The 23,732-nt window shown below is 59.5% G+C and carries 24 protein-coding genes, 5 tRNA genes and 1 pseudogene; 11 read left to right on the top strand and 19 right to left on the bottom strand.

The window, feature by feature from the left end; all coding sequences use genetic code 11:
• Nucleotides 1–106 precede the first annotated feature (106 nt).
• The 4 genes from AR306_RS04250 to sstT all read right to left on the bottom strand — a co-directional run bounded on the left by AR306_RS04250 (nt 107) and on the right by sstT (nt 4,346).
• Nucleotides 107–337 (bottom strand): hexameric tyrosine-coordinated heme protein, encoded by a 231-nt coding sequence (locus AR306_RS04250; RefSeq protein ID WP_101496311.1) that lies wholly within the window; start codon nt 335–337, stop codon nt 107–109.
• 121 nt (nt 338–458) lie between these two features.
• Nucleotides 459–2,450 (bottom strand): methyl-accepting chemotaxis protein, encoded by a 1,992-nt coding sequence (locus AR306_RS04245; protein WP_101496310.1) that lies wholly within the window; start codon nt 2,448–2,450, stop codon nt 459–461.
• A gap of 110 nt (nt 2,451–2,560) precedes the next feature.
• Nucleotides 2,561–3,118 carry an NUDIX hydrolase gene (locus AR306_RS04240; RefSeq protein ID WP_101496309.1) on the bottom strand — a complete coding sequence of 186 codons (558 nt, stop codon included), beginning with the start codon at nt 3,116–3,118 and terminating at the stop codon, nt 2,561–2,563.
• 4 nt (nt 3,119–3,122) lie between these two features.
• The gene (gene sstT / locus AR306_RS04235; protein ID WP_101496308.1) at nt 3,123–4,346 is read right to left on the bottom strand and encodes a serine/threonine transporter SstT; all 1,224 of its coding nucleotides are present in this window, start codon (nt 4,344–4,346) and stop codon (nt 3,123–3,125) included.
• Between the two features lie 215 nt (nt 4,347–4,561).
• Here sstT and AR306_RS04230 point away from each other — a divergent pair, with 215 nt between their 5' ends.
• Together AR306_RS04230 and AR306_RS04225 are read left to right on the top strand one after the other, a co-directional pair.
• Nucleotides 4,562–4,777 (top strand): hypothetical protein, encoded by a 216-nt coding sequence (locus AR306_RS04230; protein ID WP_101496307.1) that lies wholly within the window; start codon nt 4,562–4,564, stop codon nt 4,775–4,777.
• A gap of 220 nt (nt 4,778–4,997) precedes the next feature.
• The gene (locus AR306_RS04225; protein WP_101496306.1) at nt 4,998–5,594 is read left to right on the top strand and encodes a nitroreductase family protein; all 597 of its coding nucleotides are present in this window, start codon (nt 4,998–5,000) and stop codon (nt 5,592–5,594) included.
• Nucleotides 5,595–5,762: 168 nt separating this feature from the next.
• Here the strand turns inward: AR306_RS04225 and AR306_RS04220 are convergent.
• From AR306_RS04220 to AR306_RS04205, 4 genes are all read right to left on the bottom strand, one after another.
• Nucleotides 5,763–5,838 (bottom strand) — tRNA-Gly (locus AR306_RS04220).
• Nucleotides 5,839–5,844: 6 nt separating this feature from the next.
• Nucleotides 5,845–5,920: transfer RNA gene (locus AR306_RS04215), tRNA-Glu, on the bottom strand.
• A 112-nt stretch (nt 5,921–6,032) separates the two neighbouring features.
• A complete protein-coding gene (locus tag AR306_RS04210) occupies nt 6,033–6,440 on the bottom strand; it encodes a PA2817 family protein (RefSeq protein ID WP_101496305.1) in 408 nt (135 codons plus the stop codon).
• Between the two features lie 14 nt (nt 6,441–6,454).
• Nucleotides 6,455–7,357, bottom strand: coding sequence for an ATP-binding protein (locus AR306_RS04205; RefSeq protein ID WP_206167960.1), 903 nt, complete (start codon nt 7,355–7,357; stop codon nt 6,455–6,457).
• A 152-nt stretch (nt 7,358–7,509) separates the two neighbouring features.
• Here AR306_RS04205 and AR306_RS04200 point away from each other — a divergent pair, with 152 nt between their 5' ends.
• The 3 genes from AR306_RS04200 to htpX all read left to right on the top strand — a co-directional run bounded on the left by AR306_RS04200 (nt 7,510) and on the right by htpX (nt 10,185).
• Nucleotides 7,510–8,721: a pyridoxal phosphate-dependent aminotransferase gene (locus AR306_RS04200; RefSeq protein WP_101496304.1), complete on the top strand. Its 1,212-nt coding sequence runs from the start codon at nt 7,510–7,512 to the stop codon at nt 8,719–8,721.
• 6 nt (nt 8,722–8,727) lie between these two features.
• Entirely contained in the window at nt 8,728–9,156 is a 429-nt protein-coding gene (locus AR306_RS04195; RefSeq protein ID WP_101496303.1) for a hypothetical protein, read from the top strand.
• Between the two features lie 150 nt (nt 9,157–9,306).
• The gene (gene htpX, locus AR306_RS04190; protein ID WP_101496302.1) at nt 9,307–10,185 is read left to right on the top strand and encodes a protease HtpX; all 879 of its coding nucleotides are present in this window, start codon (nt 9,307–9,309) and stop codon (nt 10,183–10,185) included.
• Nucleotides 10,186–10,276: 91 nt separating this feature from the next.
• Here the strand turns inward: htpX and AR306_RS04185 are convergent, their stop codons facing one another.
• From AR306_RS04185 to AR306_RS04175, 3 genes are all read right to left on the bottom strand, one after another.
• Nucleotides 10,277–10,963 (bottom strand): hypothetical protein, encoded by a 687-nt coding sequence (locus AR306_RS04185; protein ID WP_133539653.1) that lies wholly within the window; start codon nt 10,961–10,963, stop codon nt 10,277–10,279.
• 315 nt (nt 10,964–11,278) lie between these two features.
• Nucleotides 11,279–12,208 (bottom strand): electron transfer flavoprotein subunit alpha/FixB family protein, encoded by a 930-nt coding sequence (locus AR306_RS04180; protein WP_101496300.1) that lies wholly within the window; start codon nt 12,206–12,208, stop codon nt 11,279–11,281.
• Nucleotides 12,208–12,957, bottom strand: a complete 750-nt coding sequence (locus AR306_RS04175) for an electron transfer flavoprotein subunit beta/FixA family protein (protein ID WP_101496299.1) — start codon at nt 12,955–12,957, stop codon at nt 12,208–12,210. Before AR306_RS04175 ends, AR306_RS04180 begins: the two co-directional genes overlap by 1 nt.
• Before the next feature lie 444 nt (nt 12,958–13,401).
• On the opposite strand from AR306_RS04175, the gene AR306_RS04170 reads away from it, so the two are divergent.
• On the top strand, nt 13,402–15,057 hold the full coding sequence (locus tag AR306_RS04170) for an electron transfer flavoprotein-ubiquinone oxidoreductase (RefSeq protein ID WP_101496298.1): 1,656 nt from the start codon (nt 13,402–13,404) through the stop codon (nt 15,055–15,057).
• A gap of 178 nt (nt 15,058–15,235) precedes the next feature.
• Nucleotides 15,236–16,237, top strand: a complete 1,002-nt coding sequence (locus AR306_RS04165; RefSeq protein WP_101496297.1) for a sulfate ABC transporter substrate-binding protein — start codon at nt 15,236–15,238, stop codon at nt 16,235–16,237.
• A 62-nt stretch (nt 16,238–16,299) separates the two neighbouring features.
• Here AR306_RS04165 and fur read toward each other — a convergent pair whose 3' ends face one another.
• Nucleotides 16,300–16,701, bottom strand: coding sequence for a ferric iron uptake transcriptional regulator (gene fur / locus AR306_RS04160; protein ID WP_101496296.1), 402 nt, complete (start codon nt 16,699–16,701; stop codon nt 16,300–16,302).
• Between the two features lie 100 nt (nt 16,702–16,801).
• Here fur and AR306_RS04155 point away from each other — a divergent pair.
• The 4 genes and pseudogenes from AR306_RS04155 to AR306_RS04140 all read left to right on the top strand — a co-directional run.
• Nucleotides 16,802–17,182, top strand: a pseudogene (locus tag AR306_RS04155) (outer membrane protein assembly factor BamE); the annotation flags it as partial.
• A gap of 342 nt (nt 17,183–17,524) precedes the next feature.
• Nucleotides 17,525–17,851 (top strand): flagellar biosynthesis anti-sigma factor FlgM, encoded by a 327-nt coding sequence (flgM, locus tag AR306_RS04150; protein WP_101496294.1) that lies wholly within the window; start codon nt 17,525–17,527, stop codon nt 17,849–17,851.
• Nucleotides 17,852–17,864: 13 nt separating this feature from the next.
• The gene (locus AR306_RS04145) at nt 17,865–18,332 is read left to right on the top strand and encodes a flagella synthesis protein FlgN (protein WP_101496293.1); all 468 of its coding nucleotides are present in this window, start codon (nt 17,865–17,867) and stop codon (nt 18,330–18,332) included.
• 42 nt (nt 18,333–18,374) lie between these two features.
• Complete coding sequence (locus AR306_RS04140) at nt 18,375–19,124, top strand: flagellar brake protein (RefSeq protein ID WP_101496292.1); 750 nt, start codon at nt 18,375–18,377, stop codon at nt 19,122–19,124.
• 74 nt (nt 19,125–19,198) lie between these two features.
• On the opposite strand, the gene AR306_RS04135 is transcribed toward AR306_RS04140, so the two are convergent.
• The 7 genes from AR306_RS04135 to eno form a co-directional block, all read right to left on the bottom strand.
• Nucleotides 19,199–19,274: transfer RNA gene (locus AR306_RS04135), tRNA-Ala, on the bottom strand.
• A gap of 13 nt (nt 19,275–19,287) precedes the next feature.
• Nucleotides 19,288–19,363 (bottom strand) — tRNA-Glu (locus AR306_RS04130).
• A 36-nt stretch (nt 19,364–19,399) separates the two neighbouring features.
• Nucleotides 19,400–19,475: transfer RNA gene (locus AR306_RS04125), tRNA-Ala, on the bottom strand.
• A 129-nt stretch (nt 19,476–19,604) separates the two neighbouring features.
• The gene (locus AR306_RS04120) at nt 19,605–21,386 is read right to left on the bottom strand and encodes an ABC transporter ATP-binding protein (protein ID WP_101496291.1); all 1,782 of its coding nucleotides are present in this window, start codon (nt 21,384–21,386) and stop codon (nt 19,605–19,607) included.
• A complete protein-coding gene (gene ispD / locus AR306_RS04115) occupies nt 21,379–22,080 on the bottom strand; it encodes a 2-C-methyl-D-erythritol 4-phosphate cytidylyltransferase (RefSeq protein ID WP_101496290.1) in 702 nt (233 codons plus the stop codon). Before ispD ends, AR306_RS04120 begins: the two co-directional genes overlap by 8 nt.
• A 3-nt stretch (nt 22,081–22,083) precedes the next feature.
• Nucleotides 22,084–22,365 (bottom strand): cell division protein FtsB, encoded by a 282-nt coding sequence (ftsB, locus tag AR306_RS04110; protein WP_101496289.1) that lies wholly within the window; start codon nt 22,363–22,365, stop codon nt 22,084–22,086.
• A gap of 77 nt (nt 22,366–22,442) precedes the next feature.
• Entirely contained in the window at nt 22,443–23,732 is a 1,290-nt protein-coding gene (gene eno, locus AR306_RS04105) for a phosphopyruvate hydratase (RefSeq protein ID WP_101496288.1), read from the bottom strand.

Below are 23,732 nucleotides of genomic sequence, written 5' to 3'. Positions count from 1 at the left end.
AAAATCCGGATTCTAACACAACTGCAGCGGGTGCCACAGCGCGACCGGTAAAGCGCGCGGAACAGAATGAAAGCGGCCCGCACCGGCGGTACGGGCCGTCAGGGAACTACTTGCGCCAGTAGTTGTTGGCAGCGGCGACTGTCTGGAAATTCACCGCTATCACCTGGGAGGCAGCGGTCAGGGCGTCAGCCGAATTGGCATACTCGGGGCGCAGCTTGTGCAGCACTTCAGGATCAGGCTGGGTGTACTTGACGCCACGACGGCTCAGGGTAATCGCCAGCTCAAACCCTTGCTGCGGTGTTTCCGTAATCAGGCTGGTCAGCCATACATCTGACATGGGGTTCTCCTAACACAAGGAACGCTAATGGGCATGCCCTCTTCCCCGGAAACGGGAGGCACGAACACCTGAGAGGATAAACCTCCCGTTTGCCCGCGTCCACCTCTGCCGCCCGGCCTGATCAGGTACGGAACTGCTGTACCAGCTCCTGCATCTCGCTGGCCAGTCGGGCCAGTTCCTCGCTGGCCAGGGCAATTTGCTGCGAGCTTTCAGCGGTCTGTTCGGTGACACCGCCGATATTCACCAGACTCCGGTTGATTTCGTCGGTCACCGCCCGCTGCTCTTCCGTTGCAGCGGCAATCTGCCGGTTCATGCTGGTAATGGTGCGCAGGTTCTCTGTCACCTCATCCTGCAGGCCGGATGAGCGCTCCACCATTTCCACGCTTTCGTCAGCCTGCCGGCTGACCTGCTGCATCACGCTGACTGCCTCGACCGCGCCCTTTTGCAAGCCGGCAATCAGCTGATGGATTTCTTCGGTCGAGTTCTGGGTATGGGTAGCCAGCGTCCTGACCTCGTCAGCCACCACCGCAAAACCACGCCCTGCCTCGCCGGCACGCGCCGCCTCGATAGCCGCATTCAGGGCCAACAGATTGGTCTGCTCGGCAATGCCGCGAATCACATCCAGCACCCGGCCGATTTGCTGGCTGTCATGGTCGAGCCGGCCAATGACTCCGGCCGCTTGCCCGGTTTCCTCTTCCAGCGTGCGAATCTTGAGCAGCACATCCCGCACCACCAGATTGCTGTCGTTACCCAGCTGCTCGGCATCCTGCGCCGCCATCGCGGCGGCGGCAGTGTTTTGCGCCACCTCCTGCACGGTGGCAGCCATCTCGTTCATGGCAACCACGGTCTGGTCGGTTTCGTTGCGATTCTGCTGGATGCCGCGGTCAGCCTGTTCCGTGGTAGCCGACAGCTCTTCCGCCGTGGCAGCCACCTGGGTCGATGACTGGTGCATGTGCACCACAGTTGCATGAAATTTTTCCAGCATCCGGTTGAAAGCGCCAGCCACCTGGCCGATTTCATCGCCGGAGCTGACCGCCACCCGCACATTCAGGTCATTGCTCTGCTCAACCTGCGTGATGATCCCGTGCAGGTTGCGAATCCGGGAGACAATCAGCCGGGCCAGGTAATATGAGAACAGCAAGGCAACCACGAATACGCCTACAGCAACCACCAAGGCGATCCAGAATGCTCCCTGCGCCCTGTCGATCAGGCGCTCGGCTGCTTGTTCCAGATCCGAGGCATAGTGGGTAGCCAGTTCGTGGTACAGGTCAATCTTGCTGGTTGACAGATCAAACCATTGCCCGGAATCCGTTCCAAGGCTACCACCCGAGCGGTCGATCGCCTGCTGGCGCAACTGGTCAACCTGCCCGGCCACCGGTACCTGCATGGTTGCCCGGAACAACGCCTGCTGGGCCGGAGATGCCGCCGCCAGCAGGGCCTGCACATACATGTCCTGGTTGCTCATCAGCATGATGACCCGCTGCAGGACCGGTCGCGGCAGGTCATCAGCACCAAACGCCGCACTCAGCGTAGCCCGTTCGATGCCTGCAGCTTCGGAGGCATACAGTGCGCTGACATAGGTGGTAACCGGATCGGCCAGCTCGCGCGCGGCATCGACCCGGGCCAGGCTGTCAACCGTTTTCAGCAATAGCGCGTTCAGGCCGGTGTAATACCCAATACCTTCAGCCGCCACTATGCGAACGTCACGAACCTGGCTGCGGTGGTTTTCCAGGCCATCAAGCACCTGCAGAAAATCGTGCCACGCCACGGCAAAGGCACTGCCATGGCGCTCCATGTCGAGCTGGCGCAAAGTCGCCCGCAAAGCCGCCACCTGTATATCGGTGGCCTGTATCTGCTGCTGCAGTTCGCTGCCGAAACGCTGTCCGGAAGCCCCCAGATAAGTACCGGTACGCCCTCTTTCCCGCTGCAGCTCCTTGAGCAGCAGGCTGGACTGCCCCGAGAGCCGGGTCAGCTGCTCCAGCTGGGCTGCCTGCCGCCACACATGCACCTGCTCAAGCAATGCCGAGCCGGAAAAATAACCCAGCCCCAGCAACGGCAAGGCAAGGATCAACATCAATTTGCGGCTGATGCTCAGTCGATTCAAAAAGCTCATATCACCACCAACATCCAGTTTTCTGGCCTGTCATCATATCCGCAAGCCGGCCTGCACGACTGCAATTCCCGGCAGCCTGGTACAGGCACGGAAGCAAAGCTTGATATTCCTCATGCCGGCAAAGTGCCACCCCCTGCTCCGCCGGCCAGCCACCAATACAGCGCTACCAGGGTTTTACCATCCTCGATACGCTGCTGCGCCAATGCTTCACGTACCTGCTGTGCGTCAAGCAACACCAGTTCCAGCAGTTCGCCATCGTCGGGTACAGCCTGGCTGTTGGCCTCGACATCCTGCGCCCAGAACAGGTAAATCTTCTCGTTGCAAAATCCCGGGGTCGAGTAGAAAGCATGCACCAGCTGCACCGAACCTGCGGTATAGGGTGTCTCCTCCGCCAGCTCGCGCAGGGCGCAGCCAGCCGGCTCTTCCCCTGCATCAAGCTTTCCGGCCGGTAGTTCCAGCATGTCCCGGCCACAGACATAGCGGTGCTGGCGCACCAGAATGACTTGCTGCTGTGGCGTGACCGCCAGCACGGCAGCACCGCCCGGGTGCTGCACACATTCACGATCGGCCAGACGCCCGTCAGGCAGACGTACCTGATCAACGCGCACATTGATGATGTTGCCTGTAAAACGGGTCGCAGAGTTGACCCGGGTTTCCGTCAGGTTCATGCAGTCAGATTCCTGCCTGGCGTTTGGCTGCAATGTCCGAAGCAGCAGTAAACAGCACATCCGTCGATGAGTTGAGCGCTGTTTCGGCAGAATCCTGCAAAACCCCAATGATGAAGCCGATGGCGACCACCCGCATCGAGGTATCGGTGTCGATACCGAACAGGCTGCAGGCCAGCGGAATCAGCAACAGCGAACCACCGGCAACGCCTGATGCACCGCAAGCACAGACAGCAGACACCACGCACAGCAGCACGGCGGTACCAAAGCTGACATCGATGCCCAGCGTATGCACGGCAGCCAGCGTCAGCACGCCGATGGTGATTGCAGCACCCGCCATGTTGATGGTGGCACCCAGGGGAATGGATACCGAATAGGTGGCGTAATCCAGATCAAGACGTTTAGCCAGCTCCATGTTGACCGGAATATTGGCCGCCGAAGAGCGGGTAAAGAACGCAGTGATACCACTTTCACGCAAGCAACGCAGCACCAGCGGGTAAGGGTTGCTGCGAATCTTCCACCACACCAGCAGCGGATTGAGCAACAGGGCAACCACCAGCATCGAGCCCAGCAGAACCAGCAACAGGTGCAGATAATTGCCAAGGGTCGAAAGGCCGGCCTCGGCCACGGTGGTTGCCACCAGGCCGAAAATGCCCAGCGGTGCCAGGCGGATCACCCAGCGGATGATCCATGACACGCTGTCGGCCAGGTCATGCATGACACGACGGGTGGTATCCGATGCATGACGCAGCGCAATACCCAGGCCGACGGCCCAGGCCAGGATGCCGATGAAGTTGGCATCTGCGATGGCCTGAACGGGGTTCGCAACCATCGACAGCACCAGTGTTTTCAACACATCGTTAACCTCGGCGGGCGGGACCGCCGCGATATCCGCCGCATTGACCAACACCAGCTGCGTGGGAAACATCAGGCTGGCAATGACCGCTATCACTGCTGCCCCGAAGGTACCGACCAGGTACAGCACCAGAATGGGACGGATATGGGTTGGCTGCTCGCTGTCGTAACGGGAAATGGCCGCCGTTACCAGAATGAAGACCAGTACCGGCGCGACCGACTTCAGGGCGGAAATGAACAATTCGCCCAGCAGGGAGACCTTGCCCGCCCAGCCCGGTGCCAACAGCGCCAGCAGGACACCCGCCAGCATGCCAATCAGGATTTGCACCACAAGGCCGGTGCGGTTCAGGAGGGATGTAAAGTAGCTCAGGTTCATGTGATGTTCTTTGGGTGTATGGACAAACCGTGATTCTACCCCGAATACAGAACAAATATGCCCGTAATTGCCATATTTGCCGCTCTTGCGAACCGATCGCCGGCATGACCTGACTCAAGCATCCGGCGGCATCGCGCTTGACAGCGATACCGTTACTTGTTTTATTTGACACCACTATGTTGAGCTAAATTTTCAATTCACAGGATAAAAAGGTCATGCAGAAAAACGCCTGGATCGTCACCCTTGTTGGAACCGGCATAGCCGCAGCAGTTCTTCTTCTCTGGCTGGGTGGTGCCAAAGATGCGGCCCAACAAACCGCAACCGCCACCATTGCCATCGCATTCGCCGTCATTCCTTTCATCTTTGCCAAGGCATGGGAAGCACTGGAGCAAATCAGGAAAGCCGACAACACTTCCGGCTCCAACCAGTAACCCCCCCCTCCTTCAGCATGGCCTGCCCCTGCAGGCCATGCCTGTTTCACCCGGCAAGCCCTTCCCTTTCTCCCGGCCTTCGCAGCACGCCTGCACCCTTCCATGCCTGCAGTTCCGGCACAAGATGCCCAGCCACCCCTGCTCTTTTGCGCTAGAATCAGGCCGGTTGCCAGGTCAAAGGCCTGACCACTCCTTCTCAAATCCTGCCCGGGAGACCCGCATGAGCGCCCTTGCAATGTTTCAGAAACGCCGCACCCAGTATGCCCTGAATAACAGCCTGCCACTGCCTGCCTCGGAGGTTGCACAACTGGTCAAATCAGTGATTCGCGAATCCCCTTCCGCCTTCAATTCACAAAGCTCACGAGCCGTGGTCCTGTTTAGAGACCAGCACACCAGGTTCTGGAACGAACTGGTCAAGGAAACCCTGCGCCCGCTGGTCGCGCCGGAGCAGTTTTCTGCCACCGAGCAGAAAATGGACAGCTTTGCCGCCGCTGCAGGCACCATACTGTTTTTCGAGGACGCCAATGTCATCAGCGAGCTGCAAGACAAATTCGCGCTGTATGCCGACAAGTTTCCCGTCTTTTCGGCCAACTCCGCCGGTATGGCGCAGTTCGCGGTCTGGACGGCCCTGGCCGGTGCCGGTATCGGTGCCAGCCTGCAGCATTACAACCCGCTGATCGACGAGCAGGTGCGCACCACCTGGGATCTGCCGGCAAGCTGGCAACTGAGCGCCCAGATGCCTTTTGGCGGGCATGCCGCAGAAATCGGTGACAAGGAATACATGGACGACGCGGAACGCTTCCGGGTTTTTGACTGATTCCGCACAAAAAACGGCGCTCCATCGCGGTAGCGCCGTTTTGATACACATCATGCAGCCAACCGTACATTACGGGCATTGCACACCATTACAATGTGCCGCACCAGAAAAATCACGGACATAAAAAAAGAGCCCCAAAAGGGCTCTTTTTTGGCTTGACGCCTGATCTGGAGCGGGAAACGAGACTCGAACTCGCGACCCCAACCTTGGCAAGGTTGTGCTCTACCAACTGAGCTATTCCCGCTTGATATGGCGTCCCCTAGGGGACTCGAACCCCTGTTACCGCCGTGAAAGGGCGGTGTCCTAGGCCACTAGACGAAGGGGACGCAGCCTTGGAACTTTTAACAGTTACCGCTTCCTGCGCCGCCTTTCGGGCTGTTCGCTGGAAGTGGTGCGCATTCTAGTGGCTCGTTGCGGCGCCGTCAAGCTTTTTTTCAATCAGTGTTTTCCCTGCCCGGCAACCGGCATGAACATCAGTCGCACCTCGGCATCCCAGTCGAACGCTTCGCCCCGCTCCAGCGCAATCGAACGCCGCTCGTCCAGCAGCTGATAATTGGCAATTTCCTCGTCCGGCATGAAGTGCAGACATTCGCCACCGAAAAACCACAGCAGGTCCCGCGGCACCTGGTGGGCGATTTGCGGGTAACGCTGAAACACCTGACTGACCAGCTCCTGCCCCAGGTAACGCTCGTCATCACCGCGCTGCATCTGTGCAATCAGCTCGTCATAGCGCTGGATGAAACCCTGGTGTTCCTCCGGTACCAGGTCCTCTTCGGCCAGGGTCTGGATCACCTGCCGCAGGTACTGCAACAGGACAATATGGTGCTGCGTGTGTGTATCCGGCATAAAAGCTCCCGAGTTCAAGGTGTTTGCGGTAAAAGCGAGAGGGCCTGCCGACCCACCCAGTGCCGGGCAAACTGCTCGGCACAACGTCCATTTCGGTTGCCACGGGCCTGCGCCCAGCGGATCGCCTCCTTTTCGAAGGTTTCATCACGTTGCCAGCCCATCTTGAGCGGTGCCGCATAATGGCTGATCCAGTGGCTGACCACATCCAGATAGTGGTCCTGGCTGAAAGCGTAGAATGACAGCCACAGGCCAAAACGGTCGGACAATGCGATCTTGTCCTCCACCGCCTCGCTCGGATGCAGCTCGCCGGTTTCGCCGCGCTGCCAGTTCTGGTTGTCACTCTGGTATTCGGGCAACAGGTGGCGGCGGTTGGAGGTGGCGTACAACACCACGTTGTCCGGTGCCTGCTCCAGTGAGCCGTCAAGGATGCTTTTCAGCAGGCGGTAATCGCCCTCGCCCGGCTCGAATGACAGATCATCACAGAACACGATGAATTTTTGTGTCAGTCCGCCCAGTGATTCGACGATCAGCGGCAGCTCGGCCAGATCATTGCGATCGACCTCGATCAGGCGCAGGCCCTGCCCGGCATGCTCGGAAAGAATGGCCCGCACCAGCGAGGACTTGCCGGTTCCGCGCGCGCCCCACATCAGCGCGTGGTTGCACGGCAGGCCCTGCAAAAACTGGCGGGTATTGACCAGCAACTGGTCACGCTGGCGTTCAACGCCGAGCAAATCATCCAGCTTGAGCTTTGAACGCACCTGGATCGGCCGCAGATGACCGCCCTGCGGACTGCCGACCCAACGTGCCGCCAAATGATGTGCCCAGTCCACCGGCTGGCGCTGCAATGGCAACATGGGCTCCAGCCGGTCAAGGGTTTGTGTGGCTCGCTGTAAAAAAATTTCCAGTGAATTCTGCACTCGGGCCTCCCGGGTCAACCTGTGCGGATTTGCACGCCTTGCGGGGCAAGCATTGTCCGGTAAAAACTGGCATTATAGACGAGGTTTTCATTGCTGCGGCCCACCAGCATCGCAATGATTCTGTAACCCTTTTATTTTGCAGGACATTTCCCATGCAGTTCACCAAATCCAACAAACTGGCCAACGTTTGCTACGACATCCGCGGGCCGGTGATGAAGCATGCCAAGCGTCTGGAGGACGAAGGCCAGCGTGTACTCAAACTGAACATCGGCAATCCGGCGCCGTTCGGTTTCGAGGCGCCCGAGGAAATCCTGCAAGACGTGATTCTCAACCTGCCGACCGCGCAGGGTTACAGCGACTCCAAGGGCCTGTTCAGTGCCCGCAAGGCGGTCATGCATTATTGCCAGCAAATGAGCATCCAGGGTGTCGGCATCGAGGACATCTATCTGGGTAACGGCGTCTCCGAACTGATCGTGATGTCACTGCAGGCCATGCTCAACAACGGTGACGAGGTACTGATCCCGGCACCGGACTATCCGCTGTGGACCGCTGCCTGCACCCTGTCCGGCGGCAAGCCGGTGCATTACCTGTGCGACGAACAGGCCGGCTGGTTCCCGGATCTGGACGACATCCGCAGCAAGATCACGCCCAATACCAAGGCAATCCTGATCATCAACCCGAACAACCCGACCGGCGCGGTGTACTCGAAGGAGCTGCTGCAGGAAATCGTCGAGATCGCCCGCCAGCACAACCTGATCGTGCTATCCGACGAGATCTACGACAAGATCCTCTACGATGCTGCCAGGCACACCTGCATCGCCTCGCTGGCCGATGACTTGCTGTTCCTGACCTTCAACGGCCTGTCCAAATCCTATCGCGTCGCCGGCTTCCGCTCCGGCTGGCTGATCGTTTCCGGTGCCAAAAGCCGTGCCAAAGGCTACATCGAAGGTCTGGACATGCTGGCCAACATGCGTCTGTGTGCCAACGTACCGGCGCAGCACGCCATCCAGACCGCACTGGGTGGCTACCAGAGCATCAACGATCTGGTCCTGCCCAATGGTCGCCTGCTGGAACAGCGCAACCGCGCCTGGGAGCTGCTCAACGACATTCCCGGCATCAGCTGCGTGAAACCGATGGGGGCACTCTACGCCTTTCCGCGCATCGACCCGAAAGTCTGCCCGATCCACAACGACGAGAAGTTCGTGCTCGACCTGCTGCTGCAGGAGAAGCTGCTGATCGTGCAGGGTACCGCCTTCAACTGGCCATGGCCGGACCACTTTCGCGTCGTCACCCTGCCACGGGTGGAGGATCTGGAAACCGCCATCGGCCGCATTGGCAACTTCATGAAAACCTATCGCCAATAAACCGCAATGGACCTGCATATTGACGACTTCTACCGGGATGCCGCACTGGGACTGGTCATGCTGTACCAGTCCTTTCCGCGGCCGGTCACCCTGTACCTGGACGATATGGTTGGCGTATTGCCGCCGGACGAAGTCGGCCTGCCCCACCCGCGCCAGCAGCATTGTCTGAGCACATTATTGTGGCTGGCCAGCGAGGGCTATATCCGCCATCTCGGCACCCTGGGCCATGAGGCACTTGATCAGGCCGAGCTGAGCGAAAAAGCCTTTGTTCGCCTGGCCGGCACACAACATCCTTTTGCCGGCGAACTGGCCGCTGTGCCGGCCAGCATCCGGCGCGCACAGGGCAGCCTGGCGCACCAGCTGCGCCGCCACCTGGGCAGCCGCGACAGCGAAGCCTTGATCAGTGCCATGCAGCATTTTTTTGCCATCGACTGATCGGTAACATGCCAGAAACCCCTGTCGCCCCGCCTTGCCACCGGCCACCAATACGGTACGGACTGCAATAAAATCATCATGAATACTTGCATTTGCAGGCACTGCCACCATTAAAATACCTCTCTTTTCAAACTTGGAGCTCTACGCATCATGATGCGCATCTTGCTGTTTCTCGCGACCAACCTTGCCGTGCTGGTAGTTGCCAGCATTACCCTGAAACTGCTGGGGGTTGACCGCTACACCGGACAGAACCACGGCGACCTGCTGATTTTCTGTGCGGTATTCGGCTTTACCGGCTCATTCATCTCGCTGTTCCTGTCAAAATGGATGGCCAAGAAATCAACCGGCACCCAGATCATCGACCAGCCCCGTACCCGCCAGGAGCAATGGCTGGTCAGCACCGTCGAACGCCTGGCCCGCGATGCCGGTGTCGGCATGCCGGAAGTGGGCATTTTCCCTGCCTATGAAGCCAACGCCTTCGCCACCGGCTGGAACCGCAACAACTCCCTGGTGGCCGTCAGCCAGGGTTTGCTGGAGCGTTTCTCTCCCGAGGAAGTGGAAGCGGTACTGGCCCACGAAATCGGTCACGTTGCCAACGGCGACATGGTGACCCTGACCCTGATCCAGGGTGTGGTGAACACCTTTGTCATGTTTTTCGCCCGCATCTTCGGCAATTTTGTCGACAAGGCGGTCCTGAAAAACGAAAACGACGGCCCCGGCATCGGTTATTACGTCGCCACCATCGCGGCCGAACTGGTACTCGGCATTCTGGCCAGCATCATCGTCATGTGGTTCTCGCGCAAGCGTGAATTCCGCGCCGACGAGGCCGGCGCACAACTGGCCGGAACCGGAGCAATGATCAGCGCCCTGCGCCGCCTGCAGATCGAGTCCGGACAGGTTGAGTCACACATGCCGGACAGCCTGGCCGCATTCGGCATCAGCGGCAGCCTCAAGAATGGCCTGGCCGGCCTGCTAATGAGCCACCCGCCGCTGGAGGTGCGCATCGCCGCACTGCAGCAACGCGGATAGCCTCCAGTCGCCAATAAAAAGCCCGCAACGGTACATTCTCCGTTGCGGGCTTTTTTGTATCCTGCTCAGCGCCGGCGCGCTAGCTGTAGTACTACTCCTGCTCCTGCACCTTGATGATGGCGGCTTCCAGCAGGCCGATAACCGCTTTGTCCTTGCAAGCAGAGTTATTGCTTAGCGCCAGATAGTAGGGTCTGACGAGCAAGGGCTGCGCCAGAGCTTCCAGCGCCTCCGTGTCGTTCACGGCATCGATGACCGCGAGCGTTTCACTGTCCGACATGAAAAAATCTATGTCTCCATCCAGCACAGCCTGCAATGCCGCTGCCGGACCTGCCTGCACCCGCAAATTATCCAGCCCGACATGTACCGCCAGCGTGGCAAGCTGCCCCTGCTCCAGCTGTTCCGGCCAATAGCCGCCACGCATGCCTGACAGCACCGGCAGCTGCTGCACATCCGTCAGTTCGCCGGCACGAAACCAGAGCCAGTACTGCTCCTGCCACAGCGGCGGCTGCAATGGATGCCCACCCGTCTGCTGCAACATTTCCAGACTGCTGCCCAGCCAGAGATCCTGCACTCCGGAGGCAAAACTGACGACAGCGTCATCATCCGGCTGCCGTACATGCAATTGCAATCCGCTGTGCCGGGCCAGCCCCTCCACCCACTGCGGCCCTGCCGTGCCGGCCAGTCGCGCCTGCTGCGGCGCAATCAGCAACTGCAGGCGCTCACACACCGGTGGTTGCGGGATCTCTGCCCGGAGCGCGCCGGCCACAAGTGCTGCCATCACAGCCATAGCGGTTGTCGCCAACCTGCGGGATGAAAGGGACACAGCACCTCCTGACAACGGGCATACATATTTGCAGCCCTTTCTGGTCATGACCAACCCGAAGCATCAAGCCGGTCGCCGAAGCATCATTCTACACGGAGTGCAGACAACCACGGGCGGTGTTCGTCGCCACAATTCCGGCTTCTACAACGCACACAGGGCTGTTTGCCAGGACGAACACCGAATGGCCGGCCAATCACTCTGCCAGATCTGGGGCAACAAAAAACCCGCCAATGGTAGCGGGTTTTTTGCCGGTTTGCCCATGCGCAAAAGTTACAGCGCGGCATCCAGTTGCGGCACCACCTCGAACAGGTCGGCCACCAGACCGTAGTCGGCCACCTGGAAGATCGGCGCGTCCTCGTCCTTGTTGATCGCCACGATCACCTTGGAGCCGCTCATGCCGGCCAGGTGCTGGATGGCACCGGAGATGCCCACGGCAATGTACAGGTCAGGAGCAACAATCTTGCCGGTCTGGCCCACTTGCAGGTCGTTCGGTACAAAACCGGCGTCGACCGCGGCGCGGGAAGCACCCACGGCAGCACCCAGCTTGTCAGCCAGCTTGTACAGCATCTCGAAGTTGTCACCATTGCCCATACCGCGACCACCGGACACCACCACGCGGGCAGAGGTCAGGTCGGGACGGTCGGACTTGGCCAGTTCTTCGCCGACAAAGCTGGAAATGCCGGCATCGGCACCTGCTGCGATATTCTCGATGGCAGCGGAGCCGCCTTCGGCCGCAGCCGCGTCAAAACCGGTACCACGCACGGTGATCACCTTGATGGCAGCGCTGGACTGCACGGTGGCAATGGCGTTGCCGGCGTAGATCGGACGTTTGAAGGTATCGGCGCTTTCCACCGCGATGATTTCAGAAATCTGGTCGGTATCCAGCAGCGCGGCCACGCGTGGCAGCAGGTTCTTGCCGGTGGTGGTGGCAGGAGCCAGCACGTGACTGTAGCTCTTGCCCTGTTCCGCCACCAGTGGCGCAACGTTTTCCGGCAACTGATGGGCGTAGGCTGCATCATCAGCCACCAGCACCTTGGCCACGCCATCGATTTTGGCGGCAGCTTCGGCAGCGGCAGCGCAACCGGCACCAGCCACCAGTACATGAACGTCGCCACCGATGGCCTTGGCCGCAGTCACGGTGTTCAGGGTTGCTGCACCCAGCGCAGCGTTGGAGTGTTCAGCAATAACCAGAATAGCCATTAGATCACCTTCGCTTCGTTCTTCAGTTTCTCGACCAGTGTGGCCACGTCGGCCACCTTGATGCCGGCGCTACGCTGGGCCGGTGCTTCCACTTTCAGGGTGGTCAGGGTAGAGGCCACAGTCACGCCCAGGTCGGCCGGGGTCACGGTATCCAGCGGCTTTTTCTTGGCCTTCATGATGTCCGGCAGCTTGGCGTAGCGCGGCTCGTTCAGGCGCAGGTCGGTAGTGACGATGGCTGGCAGCTTCAGTGCAACGGTTTGCAGGCCGCCGTCGATTTCACGGGTAACGTTGACCTTGTCGCCGTCCACCTCAACTTTGGATGCAAAGGTGCCCTGCGCATAGCCGGTCAGTGCACCCAGCATCTGGCCGGTCTGGTTGTTGTCGGTATCGATGGCCTGCTTGCCCAGCATGACCAGACCCGGCTGTTCCTTGTCGACCAGCGCCTTGAGCAGCTTGGCCACAGTCAGCGAGCTGATGTCACCGTCCTGCTCGACCAGAATGGCACGGTCGGCACCCAGTGCCAGTGCGGTACGCAGTTGCTCCTGGGCAGCGGAAGGACCGACGGACACCGCGATCACTTCACTGGCGACGCCTTTTTCCTTCAGGCGGATGGCTTCTTCCACACCGATTTCACAGAAGGGGTTCATGGACATTTTTACGTTGGCCAGTTCCACGCCGGTATTGTCCGCCTTTACGCGTACCTTTACGTTGTGGTCAACCACTCGTTTGACAGCTACTAGAATCTTCATGGATTCCTCGTTATCTCCGGTGAATAAAAAACCGTCAAGGCAAGCCAGGACAGTGATACAGGGTCGCACGGGGCGAGCCGCCGCAGGCACAAAACGCCTGCTATCTTGAACGCAACCTGATATGCGGTCAATACAGGGATAGCCGGTCACTGCCCCTGCGGGACAACTCCTTGCAATGAAATCACCGGACCGGGCCTGGTCACGCAACGAGGCTGGTCAGCAGGGATGATCATTGTATTTGTTGGCTCCAAACGGTTTCCCATACCCGAAGCATGGCAGCCGAAAGGAAGATCCCTGCAAGCGATTCTAAACAGGTTTGAAAAAAATTCAAACGATCGTTTGCATTGGCCGTTTGGCCCATGGTAGATATAATGCCCATCGCTGCCCCGGACACCGGTTCAGCCGCATACAATAAATAAAAGCCGTACACCGAGGAGATAGTCTGTGGAACGCGAATTTATGGATTTCGATGTCGTCATCGTCGGCGCCGGCCCTGCCGGGCTGTCCGCCGCCTGCCGGCTCAAGCAGAAAGCGGCCGCAGCTGGCCAGGAACTCAGCGTCTGTGTCGTTGAAAAAGGCTCCGAAGTGGGTGCCCACAGCCTGTCGGGCGCGGTATTCGAGACCCGGGCGCTCGACGAGCTGTTTCCCGACTGGAAAGAACTCGGTGCCCCGCTGAATACCCCCGTGACCGGTGACGACATCTACCTGTTTACCGGCCCGGAAAAAGCCCAGAAAATTCCCGGCCTGTTTGTGCCCAAAACCATGCACAACGAAGGCAACTACATCATCTCCCTGGGCAACCTGTGCCGCTGGCTGGCCGAACAGGCAGAAAACCTCGGTGTCGAGATCTACCCCGGCTTCGCTGCCCAGGACGCCCTGATCAACGATGATGGCGTGGTCTACGGCATCCTGACCGGCGACATGGGTGTTGACCGTGACGGCAACCCCAAAGACGGCATGTACACCCCGGGCATGGAACTGCGCGCCAAGTACACCCTGTTTGCCGAAGGCTGCCGTGGCCATATCGGCAAGCGCCTGCAGGCCCGTTACGAGCTGGACAAGGACAGCGACCCGCAGCATTACGGCCTTGGCATCAAGGAGCTGTGGGACATCGATCCGGCCAAGCACAAGCCCGGCCTGGTGGTACACACCGCCGGCTGGCCGCTGGACAACGACAACCCGGGTGGTTCCTTCCTCTATCACCTGGAAAACAACCAGGTGGCGGTCGGCCTGATTGTCGACCTGTCCTACAGCAACCCGCACCTGTCACCTTTCGAGGAATTCCAGCGCTACAAGCACCACCCGGTGGTCAGGCAGTACCTGGAAGGCGGCACCCGCGTTGCCTATGGCGCCCGCGCCATTACCAAGGGCGGCTTCAACTCGGTCCCGAAAATGGTCTTCCCCGGCGGTGCCCTGATCGGTTGCGACCTGGGCACCCTGAACTTCGCCAAGATCAAGGGCAACCACACCGCGATGAAATCCGGCATGCTGGCGGCCGAAGCCGTCGCTGATGCCCTGCTTGCCGGTGGCCAAGGTGGCGACGAACTGACCGCATACACCGAAAGCTACAAGAGCAGCTGGCTGTACGACGAGCTGTACCGCAGCCGCAACTTCGGCCCGGCCATCCACAAGTTTGGTGCCACCCTGGGCGGTGCTTTCAACTACATCGACCAGAACATCTTCGGCGGCAAGATCCCGGTCACCCTGCGCGACACAGTGCCGGACTACGCCAAGCTGAAAAAGGTCAACGAAGCACCGAAAATCCTCTACCCCAAGCCCGACGGCAAGCTCAGCTTCGACCGCCTGAGTTCGGTGTTCCTGTCCAACACCGCGCACGAGGCCAACCAGCCGGTGCATCTTGTGCTGGCCGATCCGAACATCTCCATCGAGAAGCACCTGCCGCTGTACGACGAACCGGCGCAGCGCTACTGCCCTGCCGGCGTCTATGAAATCGTCGACAATGACGATGGCGGCAAACGCATCCAGATCAACGCGGAAAACTGCGTGCACTGCAAGACCTGTGACATCAAGGACCCGTCACAGAACATCACCTGGATCGCTCCGGAAGGCGGCGGAGGCCCCAACTACCCCAACATGTAACACGCAAAAGCCCTCGTTTGAGGGCTTTTTGCTGTCTGGCCCGCTGCTCCCCGACACGACTGCAGCTCATCACCTATAAATAACAATAAAGAATAAACGAATTCAATTTGATTCTTTTGAATTCTAAGCAACTTCCCCTAGACTCCGCCCATTCACACCCATAACGGAGTTATACATCATGAAGCCCTTGCTGGCCGCCTCCCTGACCGCCCTGCTTGCACTGAGCCAGCCGCTCAGCGCCGCGCCCCTGCTGAACGTTTCATACGACGTGATGCGTGACTTTTACAAGGAATACAATCCGGCCTTCCAAAAACACTGGCAGGAACAAGGCCACAAACCGGCCCAGATCCAGATGTCCCATGGCGGCTCCAGCAAGCAGGCCCGTTCGGTAATTGACGGCCTGCCGGCCGATGTCATCACCATGAACATGGCCACCGACATCAATGCCCTGTACGAGCACGGCAAACTGATTCCGGAAAACTGGGCCACACGGCTGCCGGATAACAGCGCACCCTTTACCTCCGCCACCGTACTGATCGTACGCAAGGGTAACCCGAAGAACATCCAGGACTGGCCCGATCTGGTACGTGAAGGTGTCGAGGTCATCATCCCCAACCCGAAAACCGCCGGCAACGCCCGCTATAGCTACCTGTCGGCCTGGGGCTATGTGCTGAGAAACGGCGGTAACGAGCAGGACGCCCGCGACTTCGTCGGCAAACTGTTTGCCCAGGTGCCGGTGATGGATACCGGCGGTCGTGGCGCGACCAGCACTTTCATGCAGAACCGGATCGGCGACGTGCTGCTGACCTTTGAAAACGAGGCCGTGATGATTGCCCGCGAGTTTGATGCCGGTTCTTTCGAAGTGGTCTACCCGAGCGTCAGTGCCCAGGCCGAGCCCCCCGTCACCGTCGTTGACAAGGTGGTCGAACGCAAGGGCAGTCGCGAACTGGCCCAGGCCTATCTGGAATACCTGTGGTCGGACGAGGCACAACGGATTGCCGCACAAAACTACCTGCGCCCGCGCAATCCGGAAATCCTTGCCGAATTTGCCGACCGTTTTCCGCCGATCGATCTGTTCCAGGTCGAGGAGACATTTGGCGACTGGCGTGACATCCAGAAAACCCACTTCAACGATGGCGGCGTATTTGACCAGATCTATAGCGGCCAGTCCGGCAAGTGATACAGCTGCCATAAAAAACGCCCCGTGATGCATGCGGGGCGTTTTTCATGGCAGGAACCTGCTTACTTTTTCTTCACGTAAAGCACCAGATTGTGGTCAACCAGCTCATAGCCCATGTCATCCACAATTTCTTTTTGCCGTTGCTCGATTTTTTCATCGAAGAACTCGAAAACCTCGCCGGAATCGACACACACGATATGATCATGGTGCTCGCCATCATCCAGCTCGAACACTGCATGGCCGCCATCGAAGTTGTGCCGCATCACCAGGCCTGCAGCCTCGAACTGGGTCAAAACCCGGTACACGGTGGCCAGCCCGACATCATCACCAGCCTCCATCAGGGCCTTGTACACGTCTTCGGCACTCATGTGACGCTGTTCGGATGCGTCCAGAATTTGCATGATTTTCACTCGCGGCAAGGTGACCTTCAAACCAGCCTTACGCAATTCAACATTTTCAGACATAATCCACTTCTCATTCATACGGTTTCGCTGATACCCGATAACAGGTATGCTTTTGCGTCCAATCAAATTGCCCAACAACGATAGTGGAAGTTCGTCGCCAATGCAAAAAAAACATTTTCTGCACAGCCTGTGCCTGGTCGCCCTGATCACGCTTTCCGGCTGTTCCGTACCCGGTGTCTACAAGGTTGATGTGCAGCAGGGCAATGTGATCACCCAGGACATGATCGACCAGCTGCGCCCCGGCATGACCGCACAACAGGTCCGCTTCATCATGGGCACTCCTCTGATCAGCGATACCTTCAACCCGCGCCGCTGGGACTACCTGTACAGCATGGAGCCCGGACGCCAGCAGCGCCGCCAGGAACGCATCAGCCTGACCTTCGACACCGAAGGCCGCCTGACCGGACTGCAAGGTGACTTCATGCCCGGCATCAGCAGGGACCAGGCAATTCTCGGCGAATCCACAGAGAGCGAAGCAGCAGGGCTGCACGAGGATGTTGCTCCCTGAGCCCGAGTGAAATCCGCCACAGCAGCAGGGCTGCAGGTGTCAGTGCCGCGCTCCTGCGCCCTGACGGCACCCGCCCGGAGCACGCAAAGCCCTGATGCCCGGCCAGCCGACCGTATCAGGGGCAGCAACATCCTGGTGTTACACGCAGCGCAAACCCGAGCAGTACAAGCGGCATGCTTTAACGCTAAAGTTTCCCTGCACACGGTCGATAAGTATTGCGAGCCCTGACAGGCCCGCAGCCGGCAAGAGCCGAAAGCCCTGTAAATACAACAGCCTTGCTGCCGCCCTGAGACATGTAACCAGCGGAGATAGATCATGGCCATTAATTTCAACAACCATCCCGGCAACACCCAGTTGCCCGGTGGAAGCATCGGCAAAGCAGCCGATGCCGGAAAAAAAGCATCCCTTGCCCCGGGAGACACCCCTGTACAGCACCATGACGCTCCTGCACGCAGTGACAGCGTACAGCTGAGCAACAATGCCCTGCAGATCCAGAGCCTGTCGGAAAAGCTGTCAAACAGCGAGGACAGTGTCGACCTGGAAAAAGTCGCCCGGATCAGCCAGGCCATTGCAGACGGCAGCTACAGTATTGACAGCAGGCAGGTTGCCGATAAGATATTGGACCTTGAAGCCCGATTCTGATCGAAACAACAAAATGTCCGATACCGAACTGCTCCACCTTCTTGATAGCGACATAGAGACCTGTACCCGGCTCGCCGGCTTGCTGGAGCAGGAGCTTACTGCCCTCAACGAGCGCAGCCTTGAAGTATTGCAACAATTGCTGAGCGAAAAACAGCCCCTGCTCGAGAGCCTTGGCCAGCATGCGACACGTCGTAGCCAGATCCTCGCACAAGCCGGGCTGCCTGCCGATGCAAACGGCTTTTCCACATTCGCCTCACGCTCATCGCAGTCGGCACAGTTGCAGGCCAGCCACACCAGGCTGCACGCACTGATGGAACAATGCCAGACGGCCAACCTGCGTAACGGCCGGCTCATCCGCACCAACCAGGTCAGTGTCGGCAGCGCACTCAACATCATCCGTGGCAATGACGGCCCCACCCTGTACGACAGTTCCGGCAGCACCGCCTATAAGGGCATGCAACGCAGCTTCACCCGCGCCTGACTCGGCTTTTCGTTTTTTCAGCCTGTATGGAAACCTGTACTCATGTCCGGATTTTTTAGCGAGGGAAGCGGCCCGCAGCCTCCCAAGGTATTACGCTCCAGCATCGAGAAGGCCGGCATATTCAGCCAGCTTTGTGATCAGAACAAGCCGCTGACCCTGATATTCAGGGATCGCAACCAGCGCTTCCTGACGTATATCAGCGCAGTCGACAAACAAGGTAGCAGGATCGCCTTGGACCAGCTGGTGCCCGAAGAAGGTCAGCGTATGCTGAGCCGTGGTGAGCCCTTCCGGATTGATGCCTATCTTGAAGGCGTACACATCTACTGGAAGTCCGGCCTGTTCGCACCCGCCATCAGCCAGCATGAGGGCTACACCGTTGCCTGGTTCCAGTTTCCGGAAGAAATGATTTACCACCAGAAGCGCAACGCATTTCGCGCCCGCACCCTGAGCGACGAACCGGTACAGATCACTCTGGCCGGCACCGGACTGGATGCCGCACTGCAAGGACAGGTATCCGATTTGTCAGCCACCGGCTGCAAGGCACGCCTTGAGCAGGCTCCTCCCCAGCTGCAACTCAGCCAGGTACTGAACGACTGCAGGCTGGCGCTCCCTGACGGTCAAATAAGTGTTGCTGCCGAAATCAGGCACATCAAGCCCGGAGAAAACAACGACACGGCCACACTCGGACTGAGATTCCTGCAGCTGGACGGCATGTCCCAGCGCAACATCGAACGCTATGTGAATCACTTGCAGCGCGAAGCCAGGCGACGCCAGGAAGGCGAACTTTTCTAGGCGTGACGGAACAGAACAAAAGCAGCAGAAAATAAAAAACCGCAAGATTTTCATCTTGCGGTTTTTTATGGATCTGGTGGAGCTACGCGGGATCGAACCGCGGACCTCTTGCATGCCATGCAAGCGCTCTCCCAGCTGAGCTATAGCCCCAAATCCGGAAAAATGGCGTCCCCTAGGGGACTCGAACCCCTGTTACCGCCGTGAAAGGGCGGTGTCCTAGGCCACTAGACGAAGGGGACGCAGACCCTTCACAACCTTGCGGTTGCAGTGCGAGTTGGTGGAGCTACGCGGGATCGAACCGCGGACCTCTTGCATGCCATGCAAGCGCTCTCCCAGCTGAGCTATAGCCCCAACTCGTTTGGACGGAGCGCATATTAAGCATCTGCCGGATGAATGTCAACACTGCCATGCAAATAAAAACCTGAACCGCTTCTATCCGGCATATCTGGCTACACAAGGCCCGGCCACAAGGCCAGAAACCTAATTCCCGTACAGCCGCGCATACACCCCGTCTTCAGCCAGCAGGCTTTGATGATCGCCCTGCTCCACCACCTGGCCGTCGGCCAGCACCAGTACCCGGTCAGCCTGGCGCACCGCACTGAGGCGATGGGCAATGATCAATGTGGTACGGCCAGCCAGGAACTCCTGCAACGCCTCGTGCAGCGCCTGCTCGGTTCTGCTGTCCAGTGCCGAGGTGGCCTCGTCGAGGATCACCACCGCCGGATCGGCCAGCACCATGCGCGCAATCGCCAGCCGCTGACGCTGCCCGCCAGACAGCCGTACACCGGCACGGCCAACCACCGCATCCAGCCCCTGCGGCAGCTGCCTGACATAGTCGGCCAGCTGCGCCACTTCCAACGCCTGCCAGCACTGCTGGTCGCTGTCACCACGCCCCAGCAAAATGTTTTCACGAATGCTGGCATTGAACAGCGCCGGTGCCTGCAGCACCACCGCCAGATTGCTGCGCACCCTGTCCAGCCCGATCTGTTCGATCGGCACACCGTTGTAGAGGATCTCGCCAACAGAAGGCCGGTACAGGCCCAGCAGCAGCTGCACCAGGGTGCTCTTGCCACCGCCGCTGACGCCGACCAGCGCCACCTTCTCGCCGGCAGCAATGCGGAAGCTCATGCCCCTGAGTACCGGCTCGTCACGGTAGGCAAACTGCAGGTTGCGCACCTCCAGCGTCACGCCGGTCTTGTCGGCAAAGGGGTTGGTCTGTGGCGGCCAATCCTGCTCGTCCTTGCTGGCCAGTAACTGGTTGAGACGCTGCATGGCACCATTGGCTCCGTACAGCGCATATTGCAGGTTGAGCAGCTGCTCGACCGGTCCGATCATGAACCAGAGGTAGCTGAATACCGCCAGCATCTGGCCGATACTCAGGTCGGAAAACAACACGGTCAGCATGGCAACGGCACGGAATACGTCGATACCGAACTGGAACATCAGGCCGCTGGCGCGCATTGCAGCTTCGGTTTTCCACTTGCTGGCGATGGCAAAGTCCCGCGCATCCGCCGCGCGCTGGCGCAAACGACCAAAGAAATAGCCCTGATGACCGCCGGCACGCACTTCGTGGATGGCATCCAGGGTTTCGGTCAGTGCCTGGGTGAAGCGTGCAGTGCTGTCGTTTTCCTGCTTTTTCAGTTGCTTGACCTGTTTGCCCAGCTTGACCGTGGCAAATACCACCAGCGGGTTGAGCAGCAATATCAGCAGGGCCAGCTGCCAGTGCATCCACAGCAAAATGGCAGCGGTGCCGCACAGGGTCAGCAACGCGACCAGAAAGCGGCTCAGAGTCTCGCCGATGAAGGCGTCAAGGGTGTCCAGATCGGTCACCAGGTGGGTGGCGACAGAGCCGCTGCCCAGGCTCTCGTATTCAGCCATGGCGATGCGTTCGAGGCGGCCCAGCAACAGCTGACGCAACTGGAAAACTATGCCCTTGGCCAGCTGGGTGAACAGCCTGCCCTGCAACACGTTGAACACCAGCGAGCTGCTGCGCAGCACCAGGGTCACCAGCAGCAGGCTGCCGATAAAGCCGATCGGCACCGCCCAGGCGTGCGGCAGGACGCCCTGCAGAAAGGGAATCGCCTTGCCCGGCTGCTGCAGCAGAACCTCGTCCACCAGCAGGGGCAACAACAGGGGGATGGGTACACTGGCCAGGGTGGCCAGCACGGCCAGCAGGTTGGCCAGAATGATCTTGTGCTTGTGCTGCAGCGCCAGCCGGCGGATCAGCCGCCAGCTGAGCTGCTGTGCCGGCTGTTCAGCCATCATCACGCACCTTGTGCGTCGCCATGAGCAGCATCTGCAAGTCTTCGGGACGGGTCACCTTGATATTATCACTGCGTCCGGAAACCAGGCGCGGGGCGTGCCCCAGATGCTCCATGGCCGAGGCTTCATCAGTTACGGCAACACCCTCGTGCAGTGCCTTCGCCAATGCGTCGCCCAGTGCCTGCAAACGGAACATCTGTGGCGTCAGTGCATGCCAGATCTGTTCGCGCGGCAGGGTACGCAGGCTACGACCCTGCCCGTCAGCCAGTTTCAGTGTGTCCCTGGCCGGACAGGCCAACAAACCGCCCACCGGATCATCCTGTAGGCTATCCAGCAGCAACTGCAGGTCGTCATGCTGCAACAGGGGCCGGGCTGCATCATGCACCAGCACCCAGTCGTCAGGACCCGCGCCCAGCGCCGGCAAAGCCTGCAAACCGGCAACTACCGAGTCGGCCCGTTCGCGCCCCCCGGTGACGGTCACAACCAGCGGATGACCGGCCAGTGCCGATTGCGGCCACCAGCGGTCATGCGCCGCCAGCGGCAGCACAATGCGCTGCAAGTATGGATGATCCAGAAAAACGCCCAGCGTATGCTCCAGAATCGTCTTGCCGGCGACCTGCAAGTACTGTTTGGGGCGATCAGCCTGCATGCGAGAGCCGATGCCGGCGGCAGGCACTATCAGCCAGAACTTCATGGATTACTCCATCAGCAGGTACAGGGTTTCCCCCTCCCTGACCATGCCCAGTTCGTGGCGAGCACGTTCTTCCACGGTTTCCATGCCCTGCTTGAGCTCCATGACTTCTGCCTCGATCACCCGGTTGCGCTCCAGCAAGCGTTCATTTTCAGCTTGCTGCTCGGCGATCTGTGCCCTCAGGCGATTGACCTCGGCAATCCCGCCCTCGCCAAACCACAGGCGATACTGTACGCCCGCCAGCAGCAGTGCAAACACGACAAGAATGACCAGCGGAAGCTTTTTCATGAGATCCGGCCTGTGACAGAAAAGGGCAGCACCCGGCTGCCCTTGTAGCTCTCTGACAACACGTTGTCAGTTATGACTCAGCCACGGAACTCGGCACGGCCCTTGTACGGCGCCTTGCTGCCCAGTTGCTCCTCGATGCGCAGCAGCTGGTTGTACTTGGCAACACGGTCGGAGCGGCACAGCGAACCGGTCTTGATCTGGCCGGCAGCGGTACCCACGGCCAGGTCGGCAATGGTGGAGTCTTCGGTTTCACCGGAACGGTGCGAAATCACCGCAGTGAAGCCGGCGGCCTTGGCCATCTGGATGGCTTCCAGGGTTTCGGTCAGCGAGCCGATCTGGTTGAACTTGATCAGGATGGAGTTGCCGATCTTCTCGTCGATACCGCGCTTGAGAATCCTGGTGTTGGTCACGAACAGGTCGTCACCGACCAGCTGTACCTTTTCACCAATCTTGTCGGTGAGAACCTTCCAGCCAGCCCAGTCGGACTCGTCCATGCCGTCTTCGATGGAAATGATCGGATAGCGCTGGGTCAGACCGGCCAGATAGTCGGCAAAGCCTTCGGCATCGAACTGCTTGCCTTCGCCAGCCAGGTCGTACTTGCCGTCCTTGTGGAATTCGGTGGATGCGCAGTCCAGTGCCAGGGTGATGTCCTCGCCCAGCTTGTAGCCGGCGTTGGCCACGGCCTCAGCGATGGCACCCAGGGCCGCCTCGTTGGACTCCAGGTTCGGCGCAAAGCCGCCTTCGTCACCCACGGCCGTGTTCAGGCCGCGCTGCTGCAGAACGGCTTTCAGGTGGTGGAAGATCTCGGCACCCATGCGCAGGGCATCAGCAAAGGTCTTGGCACCAACCGGCTGCACCATGAACTCCTGGATATCGACGTTGTTGTCGGCGTGCTCGCCACCATTAATGATGTTCATCATCGGCACCGGCATGCTGTACTCACCAGGCGTGCCGTTGAGGTCGGCAATGTGTGCATACAGCGGCACGCCCTTGGCCTGGGCTGCTGCCTTGGCCGCCGCCAGGGAGACTGCCAGAATGGCGTTGGCACCCAGCTTGGCCTTGTTTTCGGTACCGTCAAGGTCAATCATGATGCGGTCCAGGGTTTGCTGGTCGACAGCATCCTGGCCCAGCAGGGCATCACGGATGGGACCATTGACATTGGCAACCGCTTTCAGCACACCCTTGCCCAGATAGCGGGACTTGTCACCATCACGCAGCTCCAGCGCCTCGCGGGAACCGGTGGAAGCACCTGAAGGAGCGCAGGCGCTACCGACAATGCCGCCTTCGAGAATCACGTCCGCTTCAACAGTGGGGTTACCGCGGGAATCCAGGACTTCACGTCCCTTGATGTCAATAATCTTGGCCAT

It is taken from the genome of Thiopseudomonas denitrificans, from assembly GCF_002866065.1.
In the GTDB taxonomy this organism is placed as follows: domain Bacteria; phylum Pseudomonadota; class Gammaproteobacteria; order Pseudomonadales; family Pseudomonadaceae; genus Thiopseudomonas; species Thiopseudomonas denitrificans.
Note: the sequence above shows the minus strand (reverse complement) of the source record. Positions and strands in the feature narration are given on the sequence as shown.